Genomic DNA, 21,468 nt, shown 5'->3' with positions numbered 1-21,468 from the left:
ACCATTCCTTGATATCCTCCCCGGCCTAAAGGACGGGGATCCCTACAGCGCTCAGACCGAAGCCTGACTCGCCTCGGTGAGTTCCTGATTCAACGGGCGGCCTGACTGCACCATCCCTCCACGGGCAGGCACGGCATGTCCTTCCGCTAATATGCTACGTGCACCGTTTACATCGGTGTTCTCCGTGTAGCCTCATACCTGACACACGAATTTACTTTGCGTCTGACGATTTTTTTTCGCCGTATGACCACAACAGGCACACCTCTGGCTGGTGTATGCCGGAGGTATCGCCGGCACCTGACCTCCTCGTCAGAACTGCTTGTATTCAAGCTGATGACGCATATCATACCAGCCCTGATCCAGTATCGGAGTTTCTACGCCGGAATCCCATATTTTCCAACAATCCAAATTATCCTTTCTTAAGTAACTTTATTCCATCAGCTATTAAATTGTCCGTCAGGGGATAAGTGCCTTGATCTCCAACTCTAGACATAATGCTCTCAATTTTGTCTCTGGTCGCCATTGATACCATGGCAAGCCGCAACTTTTAAAACTTCTGGCGGGCTGATATATCGTTCCATCTGAAATCGTGGCGAATTTCGTTAATTTTTTACTGCTTTCTTCCATCGCTTGCGCATAGAGATACCCTACTTTAACGGCAATATCTATCTTACCTTTAGCAAGACATATTAAGAATATTTATCAACTTATTGGGGCACGATTGCAAATCAGTCGTGAGCTTTGTTGAATTAGGAATAGCAAGCTCGCTCCCTCGTTTAGCTAGAAGAGAACGTGATTTGACCTGAATGTGGTATAACATAGCGGATAAGCTTTATTGCTATTACAGCCGCTAAATGCTTACAACGAGCGTGATGCATCACATTAATTAATAACAGATTAACCTTCTATTATTTTTAAAGACCAACGACTTCCGCCATCAGTGTTGAGCCAATGATTTCTTCCTATATATTGTGTTCGGTGAGTAAGTGTTTAATCGATTGGAATTCGATATATGTTAAAACGCCTTCTTCTTCCCCATTTTGTGATAGCTAAAGATAACCTTGAGGTATGTGAACCGAGGATTGAAAGGCGGCCTTTGCAGATAAACAATAAAATGTGGAGATTGCATATCTTCTACGTAATAATCCGAGGAGTTGTTCTGTTGATATCGTCATACGTTTTTCCTCTCTTAATAGAGTACGGATTATTTTTGTTGATAACGTAGTTGAATTTGACAGGTTTGTGAACAACTATAGCTTGTAGCATCGCCGGTTTCACGAATGCTGAGCTCTTTCGTTTTTCGGTAGTAAATCACTTTATCATGACCCTCTTTATCCGCCTGCTTTCTTTTGTATCACGGCGACTGATCCAATCGTTGTGTGATATGGCCACCATCAAATCAACCGGGGTTGTTGCAATGCCCGAAGGGCGGTAGACGGCAAAAAGTGTTTCAGAGAACAGTATGAGGTCAGGGCCGTCGAGACCCGCGTAAGCGGTATCTGGCTGTTTAAATCCCCCTATCCATCCCCTGCCCTGGTTAAACCTAATGAAATTAAAACCATAAATTGATTTCCTTGCCCCTTTGAAAAACGCAGTGAGACGAGCGAGAGGCGTAGCCTCGATGAACGGCTGTAGCTGCGCGTTAAGGTGGCCTGAGGCCAGCTTTACGGGGGCAATGGCACTATGCTGACACCGTATTCTGAGCGACAGCCATTTATGGCTTGTAAGCGAAGGCTTTATTGGTTTTATCTCTTTAGAGTGTGCGGCTTGAAAAAGCAGAGCCGCAACTCCTTATTTATAAGGTCGTTTAGTTCAGAACCTAAAAACGAATTTAACTATAAAAGACCAATGCCCTTCGAAGGTAATTGGAGAAAAAAACACCATTCTAAGTTAATGGGATAAATAAAGAACGAATGTGTTGGTGCCTTCATTATCGGGATGAATGAGAAGCATAAAGTGACAAGAATTTCGCTTAAAAAATAAGAGAACCAAATTTAGGATGAACAGAACCCCCGCCAATCAAGACGGTAATTTAAAAAGAAGGATTAGGCGTCAGGTAAATGCGCTAGATAGTAAAGATAAATCGCCTGGCCTTGAATACTCGGGTATAACGCTTTCATTTCACGCTCAAATGCCATAACCGCGGCTATCGGTTGTGTCACTCGCCACGCTTCAAAACGCCGCCATGCCGCATGCTCCGGACTTTCTGGCGCGCGGGTACTTTGCGCTAAAGCTTTCTTTTCCTTCAACGCCTTCGCTAAATGTTTTTTCTCTTGTTTGAGTGCATTATCTTCCCCAATCACAAGTGTTTTGAGCTTGTTAAGTAAGTTGCGAAGCTTGTGCTTATTATCGAGGGATGCCACATTTGCACGGGCGAGCCGTAACACATGCTGCGCATACCGTTTTTGGTAGCTCTCTTTTAATCCCTTCTTTTCCATCCAGCGACTAAAGCTGGATACCACACCCCGCAGCTCCAACGGTGAAAAACCGAGTCCATGAAAAAACTCCGGACGTATCCAAATCCGCATCGCTTTGTATTGCTTGGCTTCGATATCAAAATCGCGGTCAATCACAATGAGTTTGGCTTGCTCCCAATCACGCAGTGCATGCAATATCGGGTCGTAACTTTTACGCCCACTATCATAGCGATACAGTTGACCACACAACTCTGCCAACTTCTCCACTGAGCACATCACTTCGAATAATGCATCACTTTCTGGGTTGTAATCCGCATAGGCAATCATTGCCATCGCTAACGCACCAAAGGTTTCTCTACGCTCTGAGCGCACCGATATCCGCTGCTTTCGGCTATAACGCAGTTGGTAAATATGCGGGTTGCGATTCCAGTCATGCCGTTTTAACGCCGCGGCAAAACGACGTACGGGCACCAGTTTAGGTAATTCGCCTAAAAATTTTGGTGTGTAATGTCGATGAATTTTACCGACAGAACAAGGAATTACAGAAATTGAGGTCTCATTAGACATGCATCTCCGCACTTATGTTGTACGGAAGGAGTTGAATTTTTTTGCGCATAATTCTATACTCCCCATTAGGAGTTCAACATTACCCCTAACAGAATTGTTCTGATGACCCCTGATAATCTTTCAGTCCGCCAAGATAGAGAAGATTACAGGGGTTTTCTATTTGTGGGTTCCCAGCACATTTCGTGTGTTACATCCCATGTCTTGCCACCTTATAGCGTGGTCACTTTAGGCTTAATTTCTTTTATTCTTTATTTATATTATCAAAATACGTCTGCATTACAGTTTGAATTGTTTCATCTAGTTTTTCCTGTAATTGTTTTGGCATCCGATTAAATTCGTAACTAAATCCTCGATCCTTTACTCGTTTTCTGGCATAAGTATTCTTATCTTCAAAACCCCAAAGTTGTTTTACTGTCACTTCATTTTTTTTATTTTTAGAGACTAACTGATCTGTAATATTTTTTAATGTAGTTAAAATTGTTTTCTTTAACTCATCAGGTGCTATTTTGTTTATGTCTATTAGTCTTTCAATTCTTTCATTAACGTCATTAATGATGTCTTTCTTAATAAGCTTTTTTGAATCAATGAGTTGGTCTATAGTAAGCAGTAATTTATAATCGCTATAAGCCAATTCAGATTGAACAGGGAATAATGCAATAATGTCATCTGTTACCGAAGCTGCTTGAATTGCTCGCGTAACCTTTGCCGCTGATAAATTCTCAAAAAGAGCAATCTCTTTTTGTGACATCCCCTTCTCTCGTAACTTTAAAAGCCGCAGTCCAACTTCTCTTAAGTTATGTTCTTTTGAAGTTTGAATATCGAGAGCCAATTGCCTAGCATCATCATTACTGATTTCTGAATCAGTGACTAAAACAGATAATCCAACATGACATAATAAAGCAGCGGCACGTCGTCTTGAGCCATCTAAAATTTCGATTTTTCCATTTATTTTGTGACCAATAGCAGGAAAAAATTGTTGTAACTTAATGGTTCTTGTAATATCCGCAAGTGACTCTGGCGTTAATGCGTTTTGATCTCGACCATTAACTAAGAACCTTACAAAAGTTTTCTCTGCTAATTCATCGGCAGGAATGTCAGTCAAATAAAAAATAGCTGACTTACCTGATTTAAGCATAAAACGTTGTGAGTGCTTTTGATCTGTTGCTAAATGCGTTAACGTTGAGGCACTCAACGTTCTTCCGATAGTTTTTCTTTTAGTTTGCATAATAACCTCTATTCATGCGAAGAAATTCCACCCGATCAAAAACAGCTTTAGAGAAGTCTTCCGCAGCAATTTTTGCACTTTTTAACGCTTCAGCACTGCCAATGTATGTGGCTGGATTAGCAGAAACAACCGTGTCAAATGATTCGCCGCAACGTTCAAACCCATCGAGTCTTGGCAAGGCAACATCTAACATATCTCCACCAAAAATTTCCTTTGCTAAACTATGGCATAATTTATGATCTGTTTTATTGACTAATTTAGACATAAACCCAATGTTACTGATCAAGTTAACGCTTACCCCCGTTGATTCTATCAAGTCAATGAGCTCGGGTAAGCGAGTTAAATATTTTAATGTTGAGTGAAAATCAACTTGTGCAGGTGGTACCGGCGTCATTAAGATATCTGCTGCTGCGATTGCATTAGATAAAAAAGCATCAAGATGAGGACCACTATCAATAAAAATAAAATCATAATCTTGCTTAATTTTATTGATAATATTCTCACGTAAAACAGTATAAATATTATGCCCAGGTAAATGTTCCGCACACAACAACTCCCATTGAGATGCAATAAATGCATCTTCAATAGACGCTGGGATAACATCTACGCCTTGTACAACAGAAGGTAAAATAAACTCGTTAAATAATTCCTCACGGCTAACATTCTGTAACATTGCCTGAGCGGCTGTTGTATCAACAGTTCCAATAGATTGCATATGATCCAAAAACATCGTTGCAGATGCCTGAGGGTCAAGATCTATCACTAAGATCCTAAGATCCTCATATATAAGATGAGGGTGCGTACGTAATGCATGCGCTAATGATACTGTACTGACGGTTTTTGATACCCCTCCCTTTAAATTACCAACAAAAAAAGTAAACGCTTCAGAATAACGATCACGGTATTTTGGTACACCACGGTGATGATAAATATCGATAATATTTTGGATCGTCATCGCATATTTTGATGCTGTCCCGGCTTGTCTTTTCTCAAACAAGTATCCATCATTCTCCATTTCATTGACGGCATAATCGACACTAGCTCGAGTAAGTTTAGGCAATTTAGCGACCGCAGCTTTAGAGTAAACTTGATAATAAGTCGTTTCATTGAGTTCTTCTTTTTGCGATTGAACTTGAGATGTCAATGACTGTAATAATCTTACAGAACGGCTTGCAATTTTGTTGAACTGATTATTTACCCTAACCATGCTAGATAATCTCCGTATGCAGCATTCTTAACTAGAAAGAATAATCCTACATAAGTTAGACATTGTAAACAACCTTTTCAGAATTATTTTACCCACATCAAGAAGTAAATGATAACGCTTTGATAAATATGCAATTAATTATAAAAACGGGAATATATTTCAGTCTGAAATCGCCAATATTAATAGATCTTAGGATAATTAAAATTAAGAAGATATTTTATATTTAGTAAAAAAGATTACTAATATTAAAATTAAATAAGTAAATATTTATTATTTTAATAATTAATTTACGTATCAATAATATTTTTTAAAAATTATTCTCCCATCATTTGATTTGTTGTAATAAATTGATTTTTAATGAAATTGTTAAATTTCAACTGAATATTTCACTCTGAAATCACCATGATATTGAAAATATAATTTCCAATATAGTTATCTAAAAGAAATATCAAAATGCAACATCGTATCTAGAGTGAAGATTTTCGTATATATATCTGTAGAACTTGACTTTTTATGTCCTAAATATGCTTGGATGACCTTCATCGGGACACCATTAAAAATGAGGTGCATCGCAAAACTGTGCCGAAATGTTTTGCAGGTGATCGGATTAACAACATATGAAGCACCATTCACTTCCGCTTGTTCAACCGCAGAACGTAGCCAATTTCGGACCGTGTTATCACTTTGGATTGGCCAAATCTGGCTTTGATTCTTCAATCGCATCGTCGCAAAGTAACTTTTCATCAATTGCACATATTGAGGATCAAAGAGTGCAACAATCCGTTTAGGCCGAGATTTAACCTTGGTTTGACCAACGCTTGTTTGCCTTTCCCGCTGCTTGAGTGTCCTTAACACCACAAAAGGAGTTTCTTCATCTAAGTAAAAATCCCCTTTCGTTAATGCCAACGCTTCATGGATACGAGCGCCCGTATTCCATAACGTATCAATCAACGTACGCTGATGCAGATCGGGAATAAATTGTAAAAGTTGATTCACTTCTGGGGCCAATAAATATTTTGGACAATCTAACTCTGCTGCAATGGCCAAATTTCGTAATTGTCGCGCACGCTCTAGATAACCATTTTGTAAAAGGGCTTGAGATTGTCGCTGTAAAATTGATTTACCACTTTCAGGTTTGACCGGAAAAAAAGCAGACATAATACATTACCTTAATAATCACTATGCTTATAGTTACCTTTAATATTATCGTCTATTGAAATTAAAAGTGACGCGGTAACAGAAAAATCGCGCACACGCGCATGACGATCATCGGATCCTTTCACCTTTTAGAGCCGATTTTTAACTCTGCTGAATTTAGGTATTATTGCGTTTTTTCCCTTAAACCGCAATAAGTTACATAACACGGATAATATTAATCATTCAAAAAAACAAGATATAGTGAAGATCCTCATAACGATCACACTAAATAAGGGAAAATAAGCGAAATACATCATTTGCGGAGAATGACGATAAAGCGCAATAATAAAAAATAAGAAGGATTGGTCAAAAAATAGGCTTCACAAAACCTATTAGGAGAGGATTTCAAACCACTTCTAATGTGATTCATTAAATAATGATAAAAATGGCTTAAAATTGATTATAGAGAGATTTAGCTATATTAAGGCTTTTTGACGAAAAATAAGGTAGGATTTACAACCAACAAGGATTTAAGTTAATAACAAGCTTTTTAAGACACCACGGTGTGAAGATAAATAATAATTACTATCTAGGCTGTACAGCTGATGTAAAAATGGCAATTAGTGGTTCAAGATCTAGATAAACACCAGCAATATTCGCATCTATCCAATCATTCTGAGAGATTGCGGGCCACGTTATTTCATAGCCTAGTACAAAAAGCATCTCTTCAAAAAAGAATCGTAATGTACGTCCATTTCCTTCTCTAAAAGGATGGAGTAGATTAAGTTCACAGAATAAATTTGCCAAATATTTAACTAAATCAGTAAGATGAGTATGATCTGCAAGTTGTGGGATGTTATTAAAAAGCTTTATTGCTTCAGGTTCGATCCTTGAAAAAGTACAAAAGCGGGTATTACCTTTTGAAATATCCACTTTCCTAATCTTACCTGCCCACTCATAAACATCTTGAAAAAGATAAAGATGTAAAAATTTTAAATGAGAAAAATTAAATTGAGAAATATCAGATTTATCACTTTGATATGAAAGATATCTCTCTGTTGTAAAGGCTATTTCGGCCTCTTCAAGAACTTCTATATCGCGTATGTTAAGCAAATTAATAAGAACGTCAGTGCCTGAATAACAGTATATATCCTGATTGATACCATATTTATCGCGCATATTTACGTTTTAGCTCTGGAATAGACAGTTTTTTTTCTTTATTTTTCAAAGACAAACCTTCATAAGAAAGACTTGTTTTGTAGTTATCCAAAGATGTAACAAATTTTTCTTTAGTCACTAATACAGGTGTTCTCATAGTTTCCCTCTTCAAAATAACATTTAAATGTTCTGGTATAGTACCAAGTATAACACAAGATAGAAAATTTTTTAATTGTAAATATTATTAATAGTTATAGCTTTATTTAGCCTTAATTTTAATATTTTTAAGAATGAACAAATAAAAACTAAAAAAACATACACTGATATTTAGAAAAAACATTCTTGCTTTCTATTAAGTAACTAATGTAATTTAATCAATTTTATTCTCAATGAATCATAAATTATGGTTTATATGAAAATATTACTGTATAATTATTTTTATAACACTATTTTTAGTAATGAGCTAATCATTGACATTACCTTTCATAAAATAATATTCTACCGCCTCTTTGCTATTAAGCCCTCCTCCCCTCTTTATCAATCCATCGAGTTATATCACTATTGAAACTGTAGTAGATAAGCAAATGTGATTGTGATTAATAAAATAAGCATACTTAAAAAATATCCTATTTGTTTTTCCATTTAATATTGCATGCATACTGTATGCCATAACTTATTTTATTAATTAATATCAATTAATAATTCATTTTTAGTTTCACTATTATGTTTAGTTTAGAATATAAATAATTTATCTGTTATCGAAGAATCAGTTCTTACAATACATGTAAAACTGCTAGTAATAATAACTTAAATACACTGTATTTTATTATAACTAGAAAGTTAAATAAATAGTTAAGTGATTTTTGATGTTAGAAGATAGAAATCTAATAATTTTAAGTTAATGACGTATTTTCCTTACGCTATCAACATCAAGTAATCTACGTTGCTTCATTACAATGTAATAAAGAAGCTAAGAATATTCTGTATTGTTGATATCTCGATGATATTTTATTTTAATTAAAACACGTTACTACCTTAATTCAATCTTTTATTTTTCATTATTCCTTTATTTATAATAAGAAAATCTTTATTTTCATACCACTAATAAGGGCAAAAATGTAACCAAATGTAATTTAATATTTCAGTATTAATATCGTTTTAATTAAATACCATCAAACTGATGTTAAAAAGTGTAATAATAATATAACAAACACATATTTATTAAAAAACCAACAATACCAATAACCATTATAAATCAACATGTTAAATGAAAATAGCCAACCGTTAAGATCGGACATATCGATCAATATTAAATTTATGATAGTCAAAACCTATTATAATTGAATTATTGATCGATATAAACGTTTTTACTCCGATACATTGTGATTATATATTTCTCACCATCCTATTTATATCAGACATTTTAATTTAATAATCTAAGAGGGTTATAAACGTGAAAGATTACCATTCTGATCTTATTAAACTGGATGTTTTTAATAAAAAAATAGGATGTTTTATTAAAAACAAAAGAAAGAAATTAGATATAACCGGTAAAGATTTAGGGATAATGCTAAATGTCAGTCAACAGCAAATTTCCCGGTATGAAAATGGTATTACAAAGATTACTGTTACATTGCTTAATGACATATTAATCATATTAGAAACATCGTGGGATGAATTCTTATTATACAATGAATTAAGTGATAGATATTAATCCTTCATATCTTATAGCGTGATTAAATCAATATTTTTCATGTTCAATTATATTAAAGTGGAGATCTATTCAATGAAAAAACTATTATTGCCAGCAATCATCGGTGTCACATTATTAGGAGGATATGCTTCCGCAAATACGGGGGAGGTTCAATTTATTGGTGCAGTGACGTCAGAAACTTGTGATATAGATACTGAAATTGGGGGTTTAGTTAAGTCTACGATTGATTTAGGCAAAATGACGACGGCAGATACGCATGGTGACTATGTGGATTTTGAGTTAGTCCCACGTACAGATGAATGCTTGAAAAAAACCAGCGGGCAAGTGGGTTGGCAGAGTGCTGGCTTCACAAATACAGGTTTGGCAAATATGAAAGGAACCGCTAACGGTGTTTCCATTCAATTAACCGCTGTTAATTCAACAATCCCTAACCAAGACGTAACTTATAACAGCCAAAGTGTTGATTTCGGTAACGGCACGGATGCTATTGGTAATATGAAATTTAAAGCCAGAATGGCGGCAACCACAGGACAAACCTTAAAAGAGGGTACTGTTATTTCAAGTGCAACCTATGCGGTAGCCTATAAATAATATTTATTCTTCAGTGCTTAGTCTTTATTTCCAATATTTGTTTATTTATTTTTTATTCTAATAAAATAAAAAAATAAATATCAGTCGGATTTTTTAATATCTAATAAGCACCCTAGGAATAATTCAAATATAAAAACTGAATATTTAAAGGGTCTATGACCCTTATTTTTAATCACCGATAGGGATGAATAATATCAATGCGTTTAAAACCAATTAATGCCTTTATGTTATCCCTGTTAGCCACGCCATTTTATGTCTGTGCCGATTTAAATATGGACTTCTTGCATGGAGGCGTTCAACCACAAGCTGAAAGTGTCTTTGATGATAATATAAAATACCCCTCCGGGCATTATATTGTTGAGGTGATTTTCAATCGTCGCTCGATGAATAAAAAAGAGCTAATTATTTTACCTGAAGATAAAGAAACGTTATGCCTAAATAAAGACTGGATAACGGAATTATCCTTACCGATCAATTTAAATTTATTTTCGGCTTATTTTAATCCCGAAAGACAATGCTATGACATTAGCCGTTATCCTGGCGCCCAAGTGACTTTTGATAATACCAAACAAACATTATCTTTGAGCATTCCTCAAATCGCATTGGATGAATCTACAAATCAACAGGATTGGGATTATGGTATTACTGGCGTTAAAATTAACTATTCTGGCTATGTATCTAAAACCAGTTCGTCAAAAACACAAATGTACGGCGATTTTGACTTATATTCTAATATGGGTCGCTGGGTTGCTTTTGTTCGAAGCAGTTACCTAAAAGATTCCGGCACAGAAACATCAGAAGCTACAATATCAACAGCAATAAAACCAATACAAGGAAGTTTTATTGCCGGTAAAACATTAACCGCTTTATCAATATTACCCAATTTTGTTTTTTATGGCATGGCATTACGCTCCGAGCGGGATATGCGCCCCTGGGAAATGCGTGGCTATGCCCCAGTGATTTCTGGCGTCGTGAATTCCAATGCCAAAATTACGATATCTCAAAATGGCTATATTTTAAGCTCTCAAGTGGTACCTGCAGGGGCTTACCAATTAAAAAACATTGCTCCCGTCAGTAACGGAAATATCACCGTCACCGTGGAAGAAAATGATGGAACGAAAACTGTTCGTTACTATCCTGTCGCGACACTTTCATCTTTATTGCGAGCGAATGAAATTAATTACAATGTCGCCATTGGTGAGCGAGAGATCGCAGGAAAAAGAGAAAATCGCCTGTTCTTTTTGGGTGCATTTGACTATGGGTTAACCCATTTTACGTTTCATACTGCCGGTATCTTACATAACGATTATAAAAGTGCTGCCTTAGGGGCAAGTAAAGATTTGGGACAATTTGGGGCAATCTCGTTTAACGTCAATACGGCTGTGAGTACGTTTCAAAAGCAAACACCAACGATGCCAGAAGCTCGACAATCTGGTATCAGCTATATGCTTCAATACGCAAATTCATTAACAGACAATACGAACCTACAATTATTGGCTTACCGATACACCGGCAAAGATTACGTTGATTTTAATGATTTTAACCCGAATGCCTTATACCACCGAAGCAATCGTAAAGAACGCTATGAAACTATCCTATCGCAAAATTTTGATGGAAGCTTTTTGAGCGTATCTGGCTGGATCCAAACCTATCGCAATGCTATCAGCAACGAGGTGGGTGCCAACATTACTTATAATACCGCGTTAAAAGGTATCGATTTATCGTTTTCGGCAGATTATCAAAAATTAAATGATTATAACCACGATAATTATGTTTTTTCTGTCGGTGTAAATATCCCTTTTAGTGTCTTTGATAAAAATCACTTTTGGACGAATTCCGTCAACTATGACCGACGGAACAAAGCCAGTTTTAACTCTGGTATTTCTGGCAGTATTAACGAAAAAGTTAACTACAGTATAAATACCAATAAAGATCGGGATAGCTGGTCAAATTCCGCTTATTTTGGTGTTGACCAGCGCCTGATAAATACCGGTTTTGCGGTATCTCAAAATGCGCACCAAACAACTGGGTCAGTTAATGCATCGGGAAGCTTATTGGCAACCCAAGAAACCGGATTGTTATTCAGTAATGTGAGACGTGATACCGTCGCAATTGCAAAAATTAGAGACATTCAAAATGTTACATTTAATGATTCCCCACCTACTGATGGAAAGGGAAATACGGTTATTGGTATCTCCCCCTATATTGAGAATAATTTAAAAATTAACACCGAAGAAGTTCCTAATAATATTGAATTACTGGACTCTGTTCAACAATTTGTTCCGACAGATAAAGCCATTATTTATCGTGAATTTAAATATTCAACAATTCATCGCTATATTTTGCGACTGAAAAAGAAAAATGGCGAGTTTATTTCTGCGGGGAGCTCGGTGAGAACAGAAAATAATGAATACGTGGGATACGTTTCGAACAGTGGTGTCCTATTATTAAATTTATTAAATAAGCCTAAGACAATCTTTGTCTTATCCCCAAAAGGGGAACAGTGCACCTTGAATTTAGAAAAACTTGAATCAAATGATAATAAAATCACGGAGATTGAATGCAATGAGTAAACTGGTATCCATTTTTATTTTAATGATATCGTCATTAACCTGCTTTAATGCATACTCTGCATTTACACTTAATGGCACCCGTTTTATTTATGATGAAGGCCGAAAGAATATCGCCATTGAAATCAAAAATAACAGCGATAAAACATACGGGGGTCAAGTTTGGGTTGATAATCTTAAGGGTAATGATGTGTTTTTTGTCCCTGCTCCGAATTTATTTAAAATCAGGGGCGAAGAAAAACAATTAATCCGTTTATTGTATGTGAATGATATTTTACCCAAAGACCGAGAATCCTTATTTTGGCTTAATGTGCAGGAAATTCCCCCCGTTGCCTCTGCTGATGAAGGTAATGTCCTAGCTGTTGCATTAAATACCCAAGTTAAACTGATTTATCGGCCTAAAGTTTTGGCAGAGAGCAGAGAAGATGCCGAAAAAGGCCTAACGTACAACGGTTCAATTTTAAAGAACCCCACCCCGTATTATTTTGCCTTAACCCAGGTGTCGGTGAATAACACTCCATTGCCTTTATCCAAAGAGATTGAACAATCCATTAGCTTATTTCCTCCTTTCAGTGAGGTCAATTTACAGCGCTCGTTATCGGGTAAAGTGACCGTTGAAGCCATTGATGATTATGGTGCCCGACGTATTATTGAGCTGCCGTGAGGACATTGAAATGCCAAAGAGCGCCTTTTACTTTATGACATTATGGATACTGCTGATGTCTTTCGATGCATCATCAGCCAGATGTAGGAATTTATCATTGAAATATAATTTTCCGGCTCAAATCGATATTACAAATAAAAAAGTAGGTGACCAACTCTATACATTTGGACAACCAGGAGTTCCCCTTGTTATTGCAGGGCAATGTATGCGAGCAACGAGCGGAGCAGGAAATACTAACGGAAACTATATCTATATTATTGATAAATTTGGAGCTGGTCCCAGTGTTTGCCCAAATGGTGGAACGATCGACAAAACCTCATCGGATGGTATTTTAAGATATCGTTCAACAGGAAGTTGTAACAATTCGTCTTGGTTATTAGTGCTCGATTATAAAATCGCTGGGTCAGGTTATACTAATTTAGTAGGAGCAGGAGGAGGCACCGATTCTGGAATTGTTTACTTACAAAAAAAACCACCGGCAGGCAAAACAGTAGTAAATCCAACTTATATGCTAACGAGAAATTTCTATTCACGCATAGGCCAATACAGCACTACAGAGCAAAAAGAAACAGTTTCATTTAGTGCCCCAACATCGATGACATTAGTCAATAATGCCTCTTGTGCGGTTTCTGTTAATGATGTCGCGTTTGGTGACCAAACAGCAACAAATGTGCAATCAAACACCATCGCAAGTAAAACAATTAATATTAATTTTACCTGTAATACTGTATTACCAGCTTACACAATTAGTTTTAGCGGTCGGGATGGTGGTTCTCCAAATAGTGGCATTATTTCTGTAAAAGATAATAGCTCAGTAGGTTACCAATTGACCTGGGGAAATGGCACCATTAAGCCAGCGAATAGTGCTGTTGTCACAAATGGCATAGCCATCACTCCCAATACAAAACCAACAACCAATAACTTTACGGTTCCAGTGATTGTTAAGCCAGTTGCATTGTCGGCACAAGCCATTCCTGGACTCGCGAATACCGCATTAACGATAAATGTGAAATTAAATTAAATGGAGCTAACTATGATAACGAAACTACTGTTCATTCTCGCCGGAATTTCATTTCCCTTTTATGCTGGCGCCACTAGCTTTGCCTCAAATGTTACTGGGGGTACCGTGACCTCAAATATAAGCATGACGGTCAAGGCATCTTGCAGTGCTTCCGTAGCAGATGTTGCCTTTGGTGACCAAGCGGCCGGAGACATTAAAAAAGGAATAGTCGCCGATAAAGTAATGTCACTGGCGATTGCTTGCGATACAAAAATGACTAATTACACTCTCACATTTACGGCTGCTGATGGTGTTAAAGATCTGGCGAACGGCATTATTAATACCAAGCTCAATTCGACTGTGGGTTATCAACTGCGATGGGGAGATTCGACGGTAAAGCCCCTGGATACCGCTATCACTGTTAACGGTACCGCCGTGACACCAACTAATAAACCCTCTGCGGCAAGTTTTACGATCCCAATTAAAGTTAAACCTGTTGCGCTCGGTGAAGTTGTATCTCCAGGTGCAGCCAATACCGCATTAAACATTAAACTGACATTCAATTAATTGGGGACCTATGTTCAAATCTATGTTGCTTATCAGCCTGTTAATATTCAGTACAACGAGAGGCTATGGCTCTGAGCTAAAACCGGCATCCATCGTTGGCGGTGCTGTTCAATCGCAATTTAGTATGAATGTCAAAATTGCCACTTGTTTACCAGCCACGGTAGATAATGTGTCTTTTGGCCCTGTAGATACAGCCACTATTGTATCGGGTGAAATTGAAGGACACTCAACCCTCTCATTGGATTGCTCTGGTGCCATTCAACCCCAGCGGATTTCAATACGCTTTGAACCTGCTAATCCCCACTTAACCATGGGAACATCCGGTTATATTGGCTCTAAAAATACTACTCTGGGCTATTTGGTGTCTTGGGAGGATGAGCAAATAGGTTCAATTAACGAAGGTGTCCCCATGGGAAAAGAGCTGTTTTTAAAAAAACCGGAAGCATCACTGATGAAAGTTAAATTGCAAATAAAGCCAGTTGTGCTTCCCTTGGGCAGTCAGTCCATTAGCTTAGGCAGTGGGAACACTCATATCACCATTAAAATAAAATATATCTGATGCGAGTCTTTGTATGAAAAAAAAAATATATGCCTATTTTATAGCCTCTTGCTTAAATTTTTATTCACCACTCTCGCTGTCAGATGAAGCTCTCCCTGAGATTGTATTGGCAATCTCTCTGGATGTAGTTACGGTCACTTGTAATATTAATGATGGAAAGGGATTTAATAAAATAGTGGATTTTGACGTTATTAATGAAAATGATTTACTGTCCGGAAAGCAACCCGCGGTAAAAACACAATTTATTATAGACTGTCAGAAAAGTGGATTTAAACCTAATTATATTGATATCAAGGTGACTCCCGGTAGCCAAGGCGCATTGCATAATGGTCTTGGAGGCGAACTTAAAACAAATTTATCAGGTGTCGGCATACATTTATTTTGGTTAGATGCTACTCCAATCGACTTATCGGGCGTAAATAAACGTTTTAATGCCAATCAGAATAGTCAATTTGATGTTAGTTTTTGGGCTAGACCTTATGCACAAGGACAAACCGTTGAAAAGGGTTCAATGAAAAGCAGTGTAATTATCAATATATTATATAAATAATAAGACTTACTGCATGCATCGGTATTTATGCGAAAAATTTTAGGCTTCAGCATTCGATTTTAAATAACTTAAATATTTAATAAACAATAACCCAACACATTAAAATCGAAATGATAATCTATTATAAATTTATATTTCATATTATATTTTAACAGTTGGCGTATAATATTTCCATTTAAACTCATTCTGTAGTATGAATTTACCTAAATAGATAATCAACAATGTGAATTTTTCTCACTTAGATATTTTCTGTATGTACAGCAGAAAAAAATCCAACGTATAAATAAGTACCACTAATTTTTTCTATTATAGTTAGATTATTCTGAAGAATTTTATGAAGCTAAGAAAGTCAGTAAAGCGCCGGTAGTAAGCGTTTTACTGACTAATACATGGGGTTATTTGATTTGGTCAATAAGTGATTTTGATACAAACCAGCGTGAGCCATTATAGACATTGACGCCATCTGAGATAACTTCGTTATCGTTTAACCAAGCAATGCTTTTGTTACGAGGGATCCGCAGAGTTTGATCACCTTTTATCACTACTAATACAGGGTTTTCTGCATCAGACAAGTCTTCACTGACTTCGGCACCTTTAGCACTGAACTCCGTTTTTGCATCAAGAAACAATTGCTCAGTTACCTTTTGCAAATTGACATTGAGTGCTGATGCTATGAAATGAGCGACCTCAGTGTTATCCATTAGCCCTCCGAGCAAACGACCTCGAGGGTCATAGCTATACAACACTACATCTTCACCTGTGTGACCATTTGTCGTGAAACCAATTTTAGCTCTTTGGGCAAGAATAGGGCCAATAACATAATTAAGTGCGCCAGTTTTAGCCCCCATGATGCTATTAACTTCTTCATTAGTTAAATCATCAATACCCAACCATTGCTTTGCTAATGAACGGATTTTTAAGGTATCTTGTTTGGCTGACTGTCTTTCGAGAATAGCTTCAAAACCTTCCCCTGTGACTTTTGCCTTCTTCAGTGGATTAATGAAACGGCTCCAATGAGTTTTATCGTAGTTCTCCGAGGTAGAACGGTCACCAATTGAAATGCCTGAGTTACCGTGATCGGTCATTGCAACTATTAAGGTATTCCCATCTTTTCTAGCAAAATCTACCGCTTTAGCAACAGCATTATCAAAGGCCAATACGTCACTAATAATACCAACGGGGTCATTGGCATGAGCAGCCCAGTCAACTTTAGAGCCTTCAACCATAAGGAAGAATCCATCTGGGTTTTGAGATAGCACGTCAATGGCTTTCTGAGTCATTTGTGCCAGCGAAGGTTCAAGCTCGGCATCACGATCTAAATCATAGGAAAGTGCGGTATGTTTATCGGTTTTACCGAATACACCGACTAGTTTCTTACCTGAAAACGTATCTAAGTGCTTAGGTGTATAGACAATGCTGTACCCTCGGGATAAAAGTATTTTTGCCATATCTTCTTTATCTGCACGGTTTTCGGGTTTGAGATATTTAGCGCCACCACCTAAAATAACATCCAGATTATTGTAGACAATTTGCTCAGTTAAATTATCATAGTTTTTGCGTGAAGGGTCGTGAGCACTAAAGTCAGCAGGGGTTGCATGCATAAATTCGCTTGTGCTGATTATTCCCACGGCACGGCCACTCAGACGAGATGCTTCTAATAATGTAGCCACTGGGCGAAGCTCCTCTCCTTGACTTGGTGTTTTGGCACCAGGCCAATCATATTTCTTACCTGTACTTGCAATATTGCCGCTTTGGGATTTCCAGCCTGAAGAAATTGCAGAGCCTGCGGGAGCGGAATCTGCTATCGTCCCATCGCCATTCCAAGTTGTCATTAAGCCACTCGCTAACGGATCAAGAGCAAGGGGCTCCCCTTTATATAATCGAGCAAGTGTCGTGCCAGTGACACTCATTCCATCAGGGATCATGACAATCACATTCTTGACGATTTGTGGTTTTTCATTGGCATCCGCAGCGGCGGATACTAGTGGAAAAATCAGTGAAATCGAAATAGCACTATAAGTAAGTGACTTTAGAAAACGCATAAATAATTTATTCCCCGTCGAAATAATAAATTTTGTGAGCTTGGAGAATAGAGAATAGATATTTCAGTATTATTAAGATGACTAAAAAAATGAAGAACAATATTATTCCCATAATGAGAGTAAAACATTAATATATTTCTTAAGGTATATAACCGCTATTTACTGATACTTTGCGTAACAATCAATAGCAAGTTATTACCTTAATCACGTCTATTTATATGGTTCTGTTACGCTTATTTAGCTGGCCATACTTCTTTGGCTATCTCACACACTAAAGCTATTTTATCCCACTGCTGTTGTTCTGATAATGCATTTCCTTCTTCTGTGGATGCAAAACCGCATTGTGTACTTAAACACAATTGCTCTAATGGGAGATATTTGGCAGCTTCATAAATACGAGCGATAACTTTTTCTTTATTCTCCAGTTCCCCTGTTTTTGATGAAATTAGCCCTAGAACAACTTTTTTTCCTTGAGTCACGAGTGCTAAAGGTGAAAAATCACCGGCGCGATCAGTATCAAATTCTAGGTAGTAAGCGGAGACATTTTCTCGCCCAAAAAGAACTTCAGCAATGGGCTCATAGCCTCCACTCGCCGCCCATGTTGAACGATAATTTCCACGGCAGACATGTGTTGTCAGGACAAGATCACTTGGTGCATCGAATACAGCTTGGTTATTCAATGTGAGCAATGTTTCCGCTAATGCTTTTACATTGTCGCTAATGACAGTTTGGTTCGGATGGCAATCACAGCTTGAATGTTGGTGTTTTTCTGCAATACCGGAATTGTGGTAGCGAGAATCAACCATCATTCCCCACGTACAATCATCCAGTTGAAGATTACGGCAGCCAGCTTGATATAATTCAATAATAAAAGTCTGGTATGCCTTAGCAATATCATTCATCAATGCTTCTTGTTCAGGATAAAATTGCTGTGTGCTCTCTCTGTTTTCAGGGCGATACAGTTCTTTAAAGAATTGGGCTGGCGCTGGAATAGTTAGACGAGGGACAATATTGTCTTCCGCAAAAGGTAGTAAAAATTTAAAATGCTGAATAAAAGGATGGTTTTCACCACTAATTTTACCTGTTAGACGCGCTGTTTCAGGTCGTGTTTCAATTCCATCAAAGGTATACCCTTTTGACAAAATCGATTTTTCAACTCCATTTAGACCCCACATGAAATCTAAATGCCACCAACTGCGACGAAATTCACCATCAGTAATAACAGAAAGTCCAGCGGATTTTTGTTTTTCAATTAATTCAATAATGGCTTTATTTTCAATTAACTCAAATTCATCTTTAGAGATATTACCTTTAGCAAAATCACGGCGAGCTGAATGCAAATATTCAGGGCGCAGGTAGCTTCCAACCACATCAGCTCTAAATGGGGGTTTGAAAGTTGACATATTATTATCTTCCCTCTCTATTTCAATTAAGTTACCTAAGATATCATTAACATAGTCGTGACATGAGGAATAAAATTCATTCAAAAATGAAAATAATTCAATTCGTTAATAAAATTATTAATTAATAAAATAGTGTGACAGTAACAATACCTTACCTAATGGTATCGACTCTTCTGGGGACGCTGTAACATAAAAGCACTCCATCCGTAGCTATTTTCTCTATCGTATTATCTAAATATAATTGCCGGCTATCTTTCAATATGAGAGAAAAGCGGTTTCAGCTGGGCGGATTGTTGAGATGTTAGCTGCCGTATTTGCAAATAACTTGTGTCCATTCATGGGAGAGAACGAGCTAAAATTCATATGCCTAATATTAGCCATTTAACATCCTTATTATTATAGTTTGTCTAAAATATTGAGCACTGTGTGTGATTGGCTAAAAATAATATTTACAGGTAGAAATTTGACAAACAGCATCATAAATGATGCTGTTTGTCGGTTTTAATTTACGATTATTTTTTTTTCTCTTTTTCTTCCTTTAACACTTCGCGATACCAACGAGGATGGTGTTTCCTTGCCCATCCTCGTGTCACCCACCCTTCAACCATGCTACGAATAGAACCTTTTACCCAAAAGGCCGCATAAGCATGAACAACAACCGTAATAATCAAGACTATTGCAGACAGTGAATGCGCCAGTAATGCCGCGCGGATTATTGAAATCGAGAAATAATCCGAGAAATAAGGACGCCAAATAATAATCCCACTGATTGTGAGGACGATAAGGCATAGGCTGAGAACCCAATAAATCCCTTTTTGACCAAGGTTATAATGGCCGATATCGCCAGCCTCCTCATTACGTAATACCTTGTGGATATTTTTAGCCCAAATGAGGTCTTGTTTATCCACAAAATTATATTTTAAGTATCTAAAAAACATAAAGATAAATAAAAATGCCATGAGGCTACCGACAAAGGGATGCAATATTCGAGATAACTGGGGCGTCCCTAAAATACTCATAAACCAGTTTAATGAGGGAAAAAAGAAACCTAACCCACTGAATGCCGTAAAGACAAAGGCAATGACAACTAACCAGTGATTAATACGCTCAGATGCATTATGGCGTAAAATTGTGTCGCTGTTTTTTTTCATCAGTGTTGCTCCTCGTTATGCTCTGATTGTGCAGTTTGAGAAGCTGCTTCTTTATCTTTTCGCGCTTCTTCCTCATCTTCTTCTGTGGTGTGGTTTGGCCCGATGCCAAAATAGTGGAACATTGCGCCAGCAAAAGTTGCCGCAAAGCCGACAGCAGCAAGCGGTTTCCAAATTCCTTTCCAGAATTTTACCGTTTCACTGATTTCTGGGTTGTCAGGGAGTCCGTGATAAAGATTGGGTTTATCTGCATGATGAAGAACGTACATCACGTGGGTTCCGCCGACGCCTTGGGGGTCATAAAGCCCTGCATTTTGATAGCCACGGGTATTCAGTTCAGAAACTCGCTCTTGAGCAAGATTTTTCATGTCTTCTTTGCTACCAAAATGAATAGCACCTGTTGGACAGGTTTTTACACATGCAGGTTCTTGACCCACTTCGACACGATCGACACACAATGTACATTTATAAGCACGGTTATCCTCTTTATTAATACGAGGGACATCAAATGGACAACCTGCGATACAGTAACCACAGCCGATACAGTGCTCAGATTGGAAATCAACAATACCGTTAGCATATTGAACAATAGCACCTTCCGCTGGGCAGGCTTTTAAGCAGCCTGGGTCAGCGCAGTGCATACAACCATCTTTACGGATTAGCCATTCCAATTTGCCATTTTCTTCAACTTCAGAAAAGCGCATAACCGTCCAAGATTTTGCTGTTAAGTCGATAGGATTATCATAAACACCAACATTGGTGCTCACTTGATCACGAATATCGTTCCACTCTGAACAGGCCACTTGGCAGGCTTTGCAGCCAATACAGATCGTAACGTCAATCAGTTTCGCAACTTCTTCTTGATGGTTGCGCACTTGTGGTGTTGGTGTAAGACTATTGGTTGCCGAACGGCGAATAATATTTTGAGATTGTAGTGACATAATTTCTC

18 protein-coding genes and 1 pseudogene are annotated in these 21,468 nt (G+C 37.5%); 8 read left to right on the top strand and 11 right to left on the bottom strand.

The genetic code is table 11. The features are described from left to right. Positions 1-51 precede the first annotated feature (51 nt). The 7 genes and pseudogenes from PR683_RS18200 to PR683_RS18165 all read right to left on the bottom strand — a co-directional run. A pseudogene (locus PR683_RS18200) lies at positions 52-384 on the bottom strand (zinc ribbon domain-containing protein); the annotation flags it as partial. Positions 385-2,045: 1,661 nt separating this feature from the next. Further along, a complete protein-coding gene (locus tag PR683_RS18190; RefSeq protein ID WP_272520441.1) occupies positions 2,046-2,984 on the bottom strand; it encodes a RepA family replication protein in 939 nt (312 codons plus the stop codon). 241 nt (positions 2,985-3,225) lie between these two features. Then, the gene (locus PR683_RS18185; RefSeq protein ID WP_123382871.1) at positions 3,226-4,209 is read right to left on the bottom strand and encodes a ParB family protein; all 984 of its coding nucleotides are present in this window, start codon (positions 4,207-4,209) and stop codon (positions 3,226-3,228) included. After that, positions 4,199-5,416 carry an AAA family ATPase gene (locus tag PR683_RS18180; RefSeq protein WP_110592996.1) on the bottom strand — a complete coding sequence of 406 codons (1,218 nt, stop codon included), beginning with the start codon at positions 5,414-5,416 and terminating at the stop codon, positions 4,199-4,201. The genes PR683_RS18185 and PR683_RS18180 overlap by 11 nt, the downstream gene beginning before the upstream one ends. A 432-nt stretch (positions 5,417-5,848) precedes the next feature. Further along, positions 5,849-6,574 carry a tyrosine-type recombinase/integrase gene (locus PR683_RS18175; protein ID WP_110592995.1) on the bottom strand — a complete coding sequence of 242 codons (726 nt, stop codon included), beginning with the start codon at positions 6,572-6,574 and terminating at the stop codon, positions 5,849-5,851. A gap of 564 nt (positions 6,575-7,138) precedes the next feature. Then, complete coding sequence (locus PR683_RS18170; RefSeq protein WP_198642014.1) at positions 7,139-7,732, bottom strand: Fic/DOC family protein; 594 nt, start codon at positions 7,730-7,732, stop codon at positions 7,139-7,141. Further along, a complete protein-coding gene (locus PR683_RS18165; protein ID WP_181420530.1) occupies positions 7,722-7,868 on the bottom strand; it encodes a hypothetical protein in 147 nt (48 codons plus the stop codon). The genes PR683_RS18170 and PR683_RS18165 overlap by 11 nt, the downstream gene beginning before the upstream one ends. Before the next feature lie 1,296 nt (positions 7,869-9,164). Between PR683_RS18165 and PR683_RS18160 the strand changes: the two genes are divergently transcribed. The 8 genes from PR683_RS18160 to PR683_RS18125 all read left to right on the top strand — a co-directional run bounded on the left by PR683_RS18160 (position 9,165) and on the right by PR683_RS18125 (position 15,926). Next, the gene (locus PR683_RS18160) at positions 9,165-9,425 is read left to right on the top strand and encodes a helix-turn-helix domain-containing protein (RefSeq protein ID WP_198642015.1); all 261 of its coding nucleotides are present in this window, start codon (positions 9,165-9,167) and stop codon (positions 9,423-9,425) included. A gap of 72 nt (positions 9,426-9,497) precedes the next feature. Further along, positions 9,498-10,016: a fimbrial protein gene (locus PR683_RS18155; RefSeq protein ID WP_198642016.1), complete on the top strand. Its 519-nt coding sequence runs from the start codon at positions 9,498-9,500 to the stop codon at positions 10,014-10,016. Positions 10,017-10,213: 197 nt separating this feature from the next. Then, the gene (gene pefC / locus PR683_RS18150) at positions 10,214-12,589 is read left to right on the top strand and encodes a PefC/AfrB family outer membrane usher protein (protein ID WP_228367818.1); all 2,376 of its coding nucleotides are present in this window, start codon (positions 10,214-10,216) and stop codon (positions 12,587-12,589) included. Next, complete coding sequence (locus tag PR683_RS18145) at positions 12,582-13,250, top strand: fimbrial chaperone (RefSeq protein WP_228367817.1); 669 nt, start codon at positions 12,582-12,584, stop codon at positions 13,248-13,250. Before pefC ends, PR683_RS18145 begins: the two co-directional genes overlap by 8 nt. A gap of 10 nt (positions 13,251-13,260) precedes the next feature. Beyond that, positions 13,261-14,271, top strand: coding sequence for a spore coat protein U domain-containing protein (locus tag PR683_RS18140; protein ID WP_198642018.1), 1,011 nt, complete (start codon positions 13,261-13,263; stop codon positions 14,269-14,271). Positions 14,272-14,283: 12 nt separating this feature from the next. Next, positions 14,284-14,817, top strand: a complete 534-nt coding sequence (locus PR683_RS18135) for a spore coat protein U domain-containing protein (protein WP_228367815.1) — start codon at positions 14,284-14,286, stop codon at positions 14,815-14,817. A 10-nt stretch (positions 14,818-14,827) separates the two neighbouring features. Continuing rightward, positions 14,828-15,376: a fimbrial protein gene (locus PR683_RS18130; protein ID WP_228367814.1), complete on the top strand. Its 549-nt coding sequence runs from the start codon at positions 14,828-14,830 to the stop codon at positions 15,374-15,376. Between the two features lie 13 nt (positions 15,377-15,389). Continuing rightward, positions 15,390-15,926 (top strand): fimbrial protein, encoded by a 537-nt coding sequence (locus tag PR683_RS18125; protein WP_198642021.1) that lies wholly within the window; start codon positions 15,390-15,392, stop codon positions 15,924-15,926. Positions 15,927-16,321: 395 nt separating this feature from the next. Here PR683_RS18125 and PR683_RS18120 read toward each other — a convergent pair whose 3' ends face one another. The 4 genes from PR683_RS18120 to fdxH form a co-directional block, all read right to left on the bottom strand. After that, entirely contained in the window at positions 16,322-17,968 is a 1,647-nt protein-coding gene (locus PR683_RS18120; protein WP_228367813.1) for an alkaline phosphatase, read from the bottom strand. 233 nt (positions 17,969-18,201) lie between these two features. Further along, positions 18,202-19,371 (bottom strand): 5-methyltetrahydropteroyltriglutamate--homocysteine S-methyltransferase, encoded by a 1,170-nt coding sequence (locus PR683_RS18115; RefSeq protein WP_228367812.1) that lies wholly within the window; start codon positions 19,369-19,371, stop codon positions 18,202-18,204. A gap of 512 nt (positions 19,372-19,883) precedes the next feature. After that, positions 19,884-20,525 carry a formate dehydrogenase cytochrome b556 subunit gene (gene fdoI / locus PR683_RS18110; RefSeq protein WP_228367824.1) on the bottom strand — a complete coding sequence of 214 codons (642 nt, stop codon included), beginning with the start codon at positions 20,523-20,525 and terminating at the stop codon, positions 19,884-19,886. Further along, positions 20,522-21,460, bottom strand: a complete 939-nt coding sequence (gene fdxH, locus PR683_RS18105; protein WP_228367811.1) for a formate dehydrogenase subunit beta — start codon at positions 21,458-21,460, stop codon at positions 20,522-20,524. Before fdxH ends, fdoI begins: the two co-directional genes overlap by 4 nt. Positions 21,461-21,468 lie beyond the last annotated feature (8 nt).

This window comes from Providencia sp. PROV269 (assembly GCF_028477785.1).
Taxonomy (GTDB): Bacteria; Pseudomonadota; Gammaproteobacteria; order Enterobacterales; family Enterobacteriaceae; genus Providencia; species Providencia rettgeri.
Note: the sequence above shows the minus strand (reverse complement) of the source record. Positions and strands in the feature narration are given on the sequence as shown.

Coding starts and splice junctions, on each gene's coding strand:
- PR683_RS18190 (WP_272520441.1), bottom strand. CDS start 2,984: ATGTCTAATGAGACCTCAATTTCTGTAATTCCTTGTTCTGTCGGTAAA.
- PR683_RS18185 (WP_123382871.1), bottom strand. CDS start 4,209: ATGCAAACTAAAAGAAAAACTATCGGAAGAACGTTGAGTGCCTCAACG.
- PR683_RS18180 (WP_110592996.1), bottom strand. CDS start 5,416: ATGGTTAGGGTAAATAATCAGTTCAACAAAATTGCAAGCCGTTCTGTA.
- PR683_RS18175 (WP_110592995.1), bottom strand. CDS start 6,574: ATGTCTGCTTTTTTTCCGGTCAAACCTGAAAGTGGTAAATCAATTTTA.
- PR683_RS18170 (WP_198642014.1), bottom strand. CDS start 7,732: ATGCGCGATAAATATGGTATCAATCAGGATATATACTGTTATTCAGGC.
- PR683_RS18165 (WP_181420530.1), bottom strand. CDS start 7,868: ATGAGAACACCTGTATTAGTGACTAAAGAAAAATTTGTTACATCTTTG.
- PR683_RS18155 (WP_198642016.1), top strand. CDS start 9,498: ATGAAAAAACTATTATTGCCAGCAATCATCGGTGTCACATTATTAGGA.
- pefC (WP_228367818.1), top strand. CDS start 10,214: ATGCGTTTAAAACCAATTAATGCCTTTATGTTATCCCTGTTAGCCACG.
- PR683_RS18145 (WP_228367817.1), top strand. CDS start 12,582: ATGAGTAAACTGGTATCCATTTTTATTTTAATGATATCGTCATTAACC.
- PR683_RS18140 (WP_198642018.1), top strand. CDS start 13,261: ATGCCAAAGAGCGCCTTTTACTTTATGACATTATGGATACTGCTGATG.
- PR683_RS18135 (WP_228367815.1), top strand. CDS start 14,284: ATGATAACGAAACTACTGTTCATTCTCGCCGGAATTTCATTTCCCTTT.
- PR683_RS18130 (WP_228367814.1), top strand. CDS start 14,828: ATGTTCAAATCTATGTTGCTTATCAGCCTGTTAATATTCAGTACAACG.
- PR683_RS18125 (WP_198642021.1), top strand. CDS start 15,390: ATGAAAAAAAAAATATATGCCTATTTTATAGCCTCTTGCTTAAATTTT.
- PR683_RS18120 (WP_228367813.1), bottom strand. CDS start 17,968: ATGCGTTTTCTAAAGTCACTTACTTATAGTGCTATTTCGATTTCACTG.
- PR683_RS18115 (WP_228367812.1), bottom strand. CDS start 19,371: ATGTCAACTTTCAAACCCCCATTTAGAGCTGATGTGGTTGGAAGCTAC.
- fdxH (WP_228367811.1), bottom strand. CDS start 21,460: ATGTCACTACAATCTCAAAATATTATTCGCCGTTCGGCAACCAATAGT.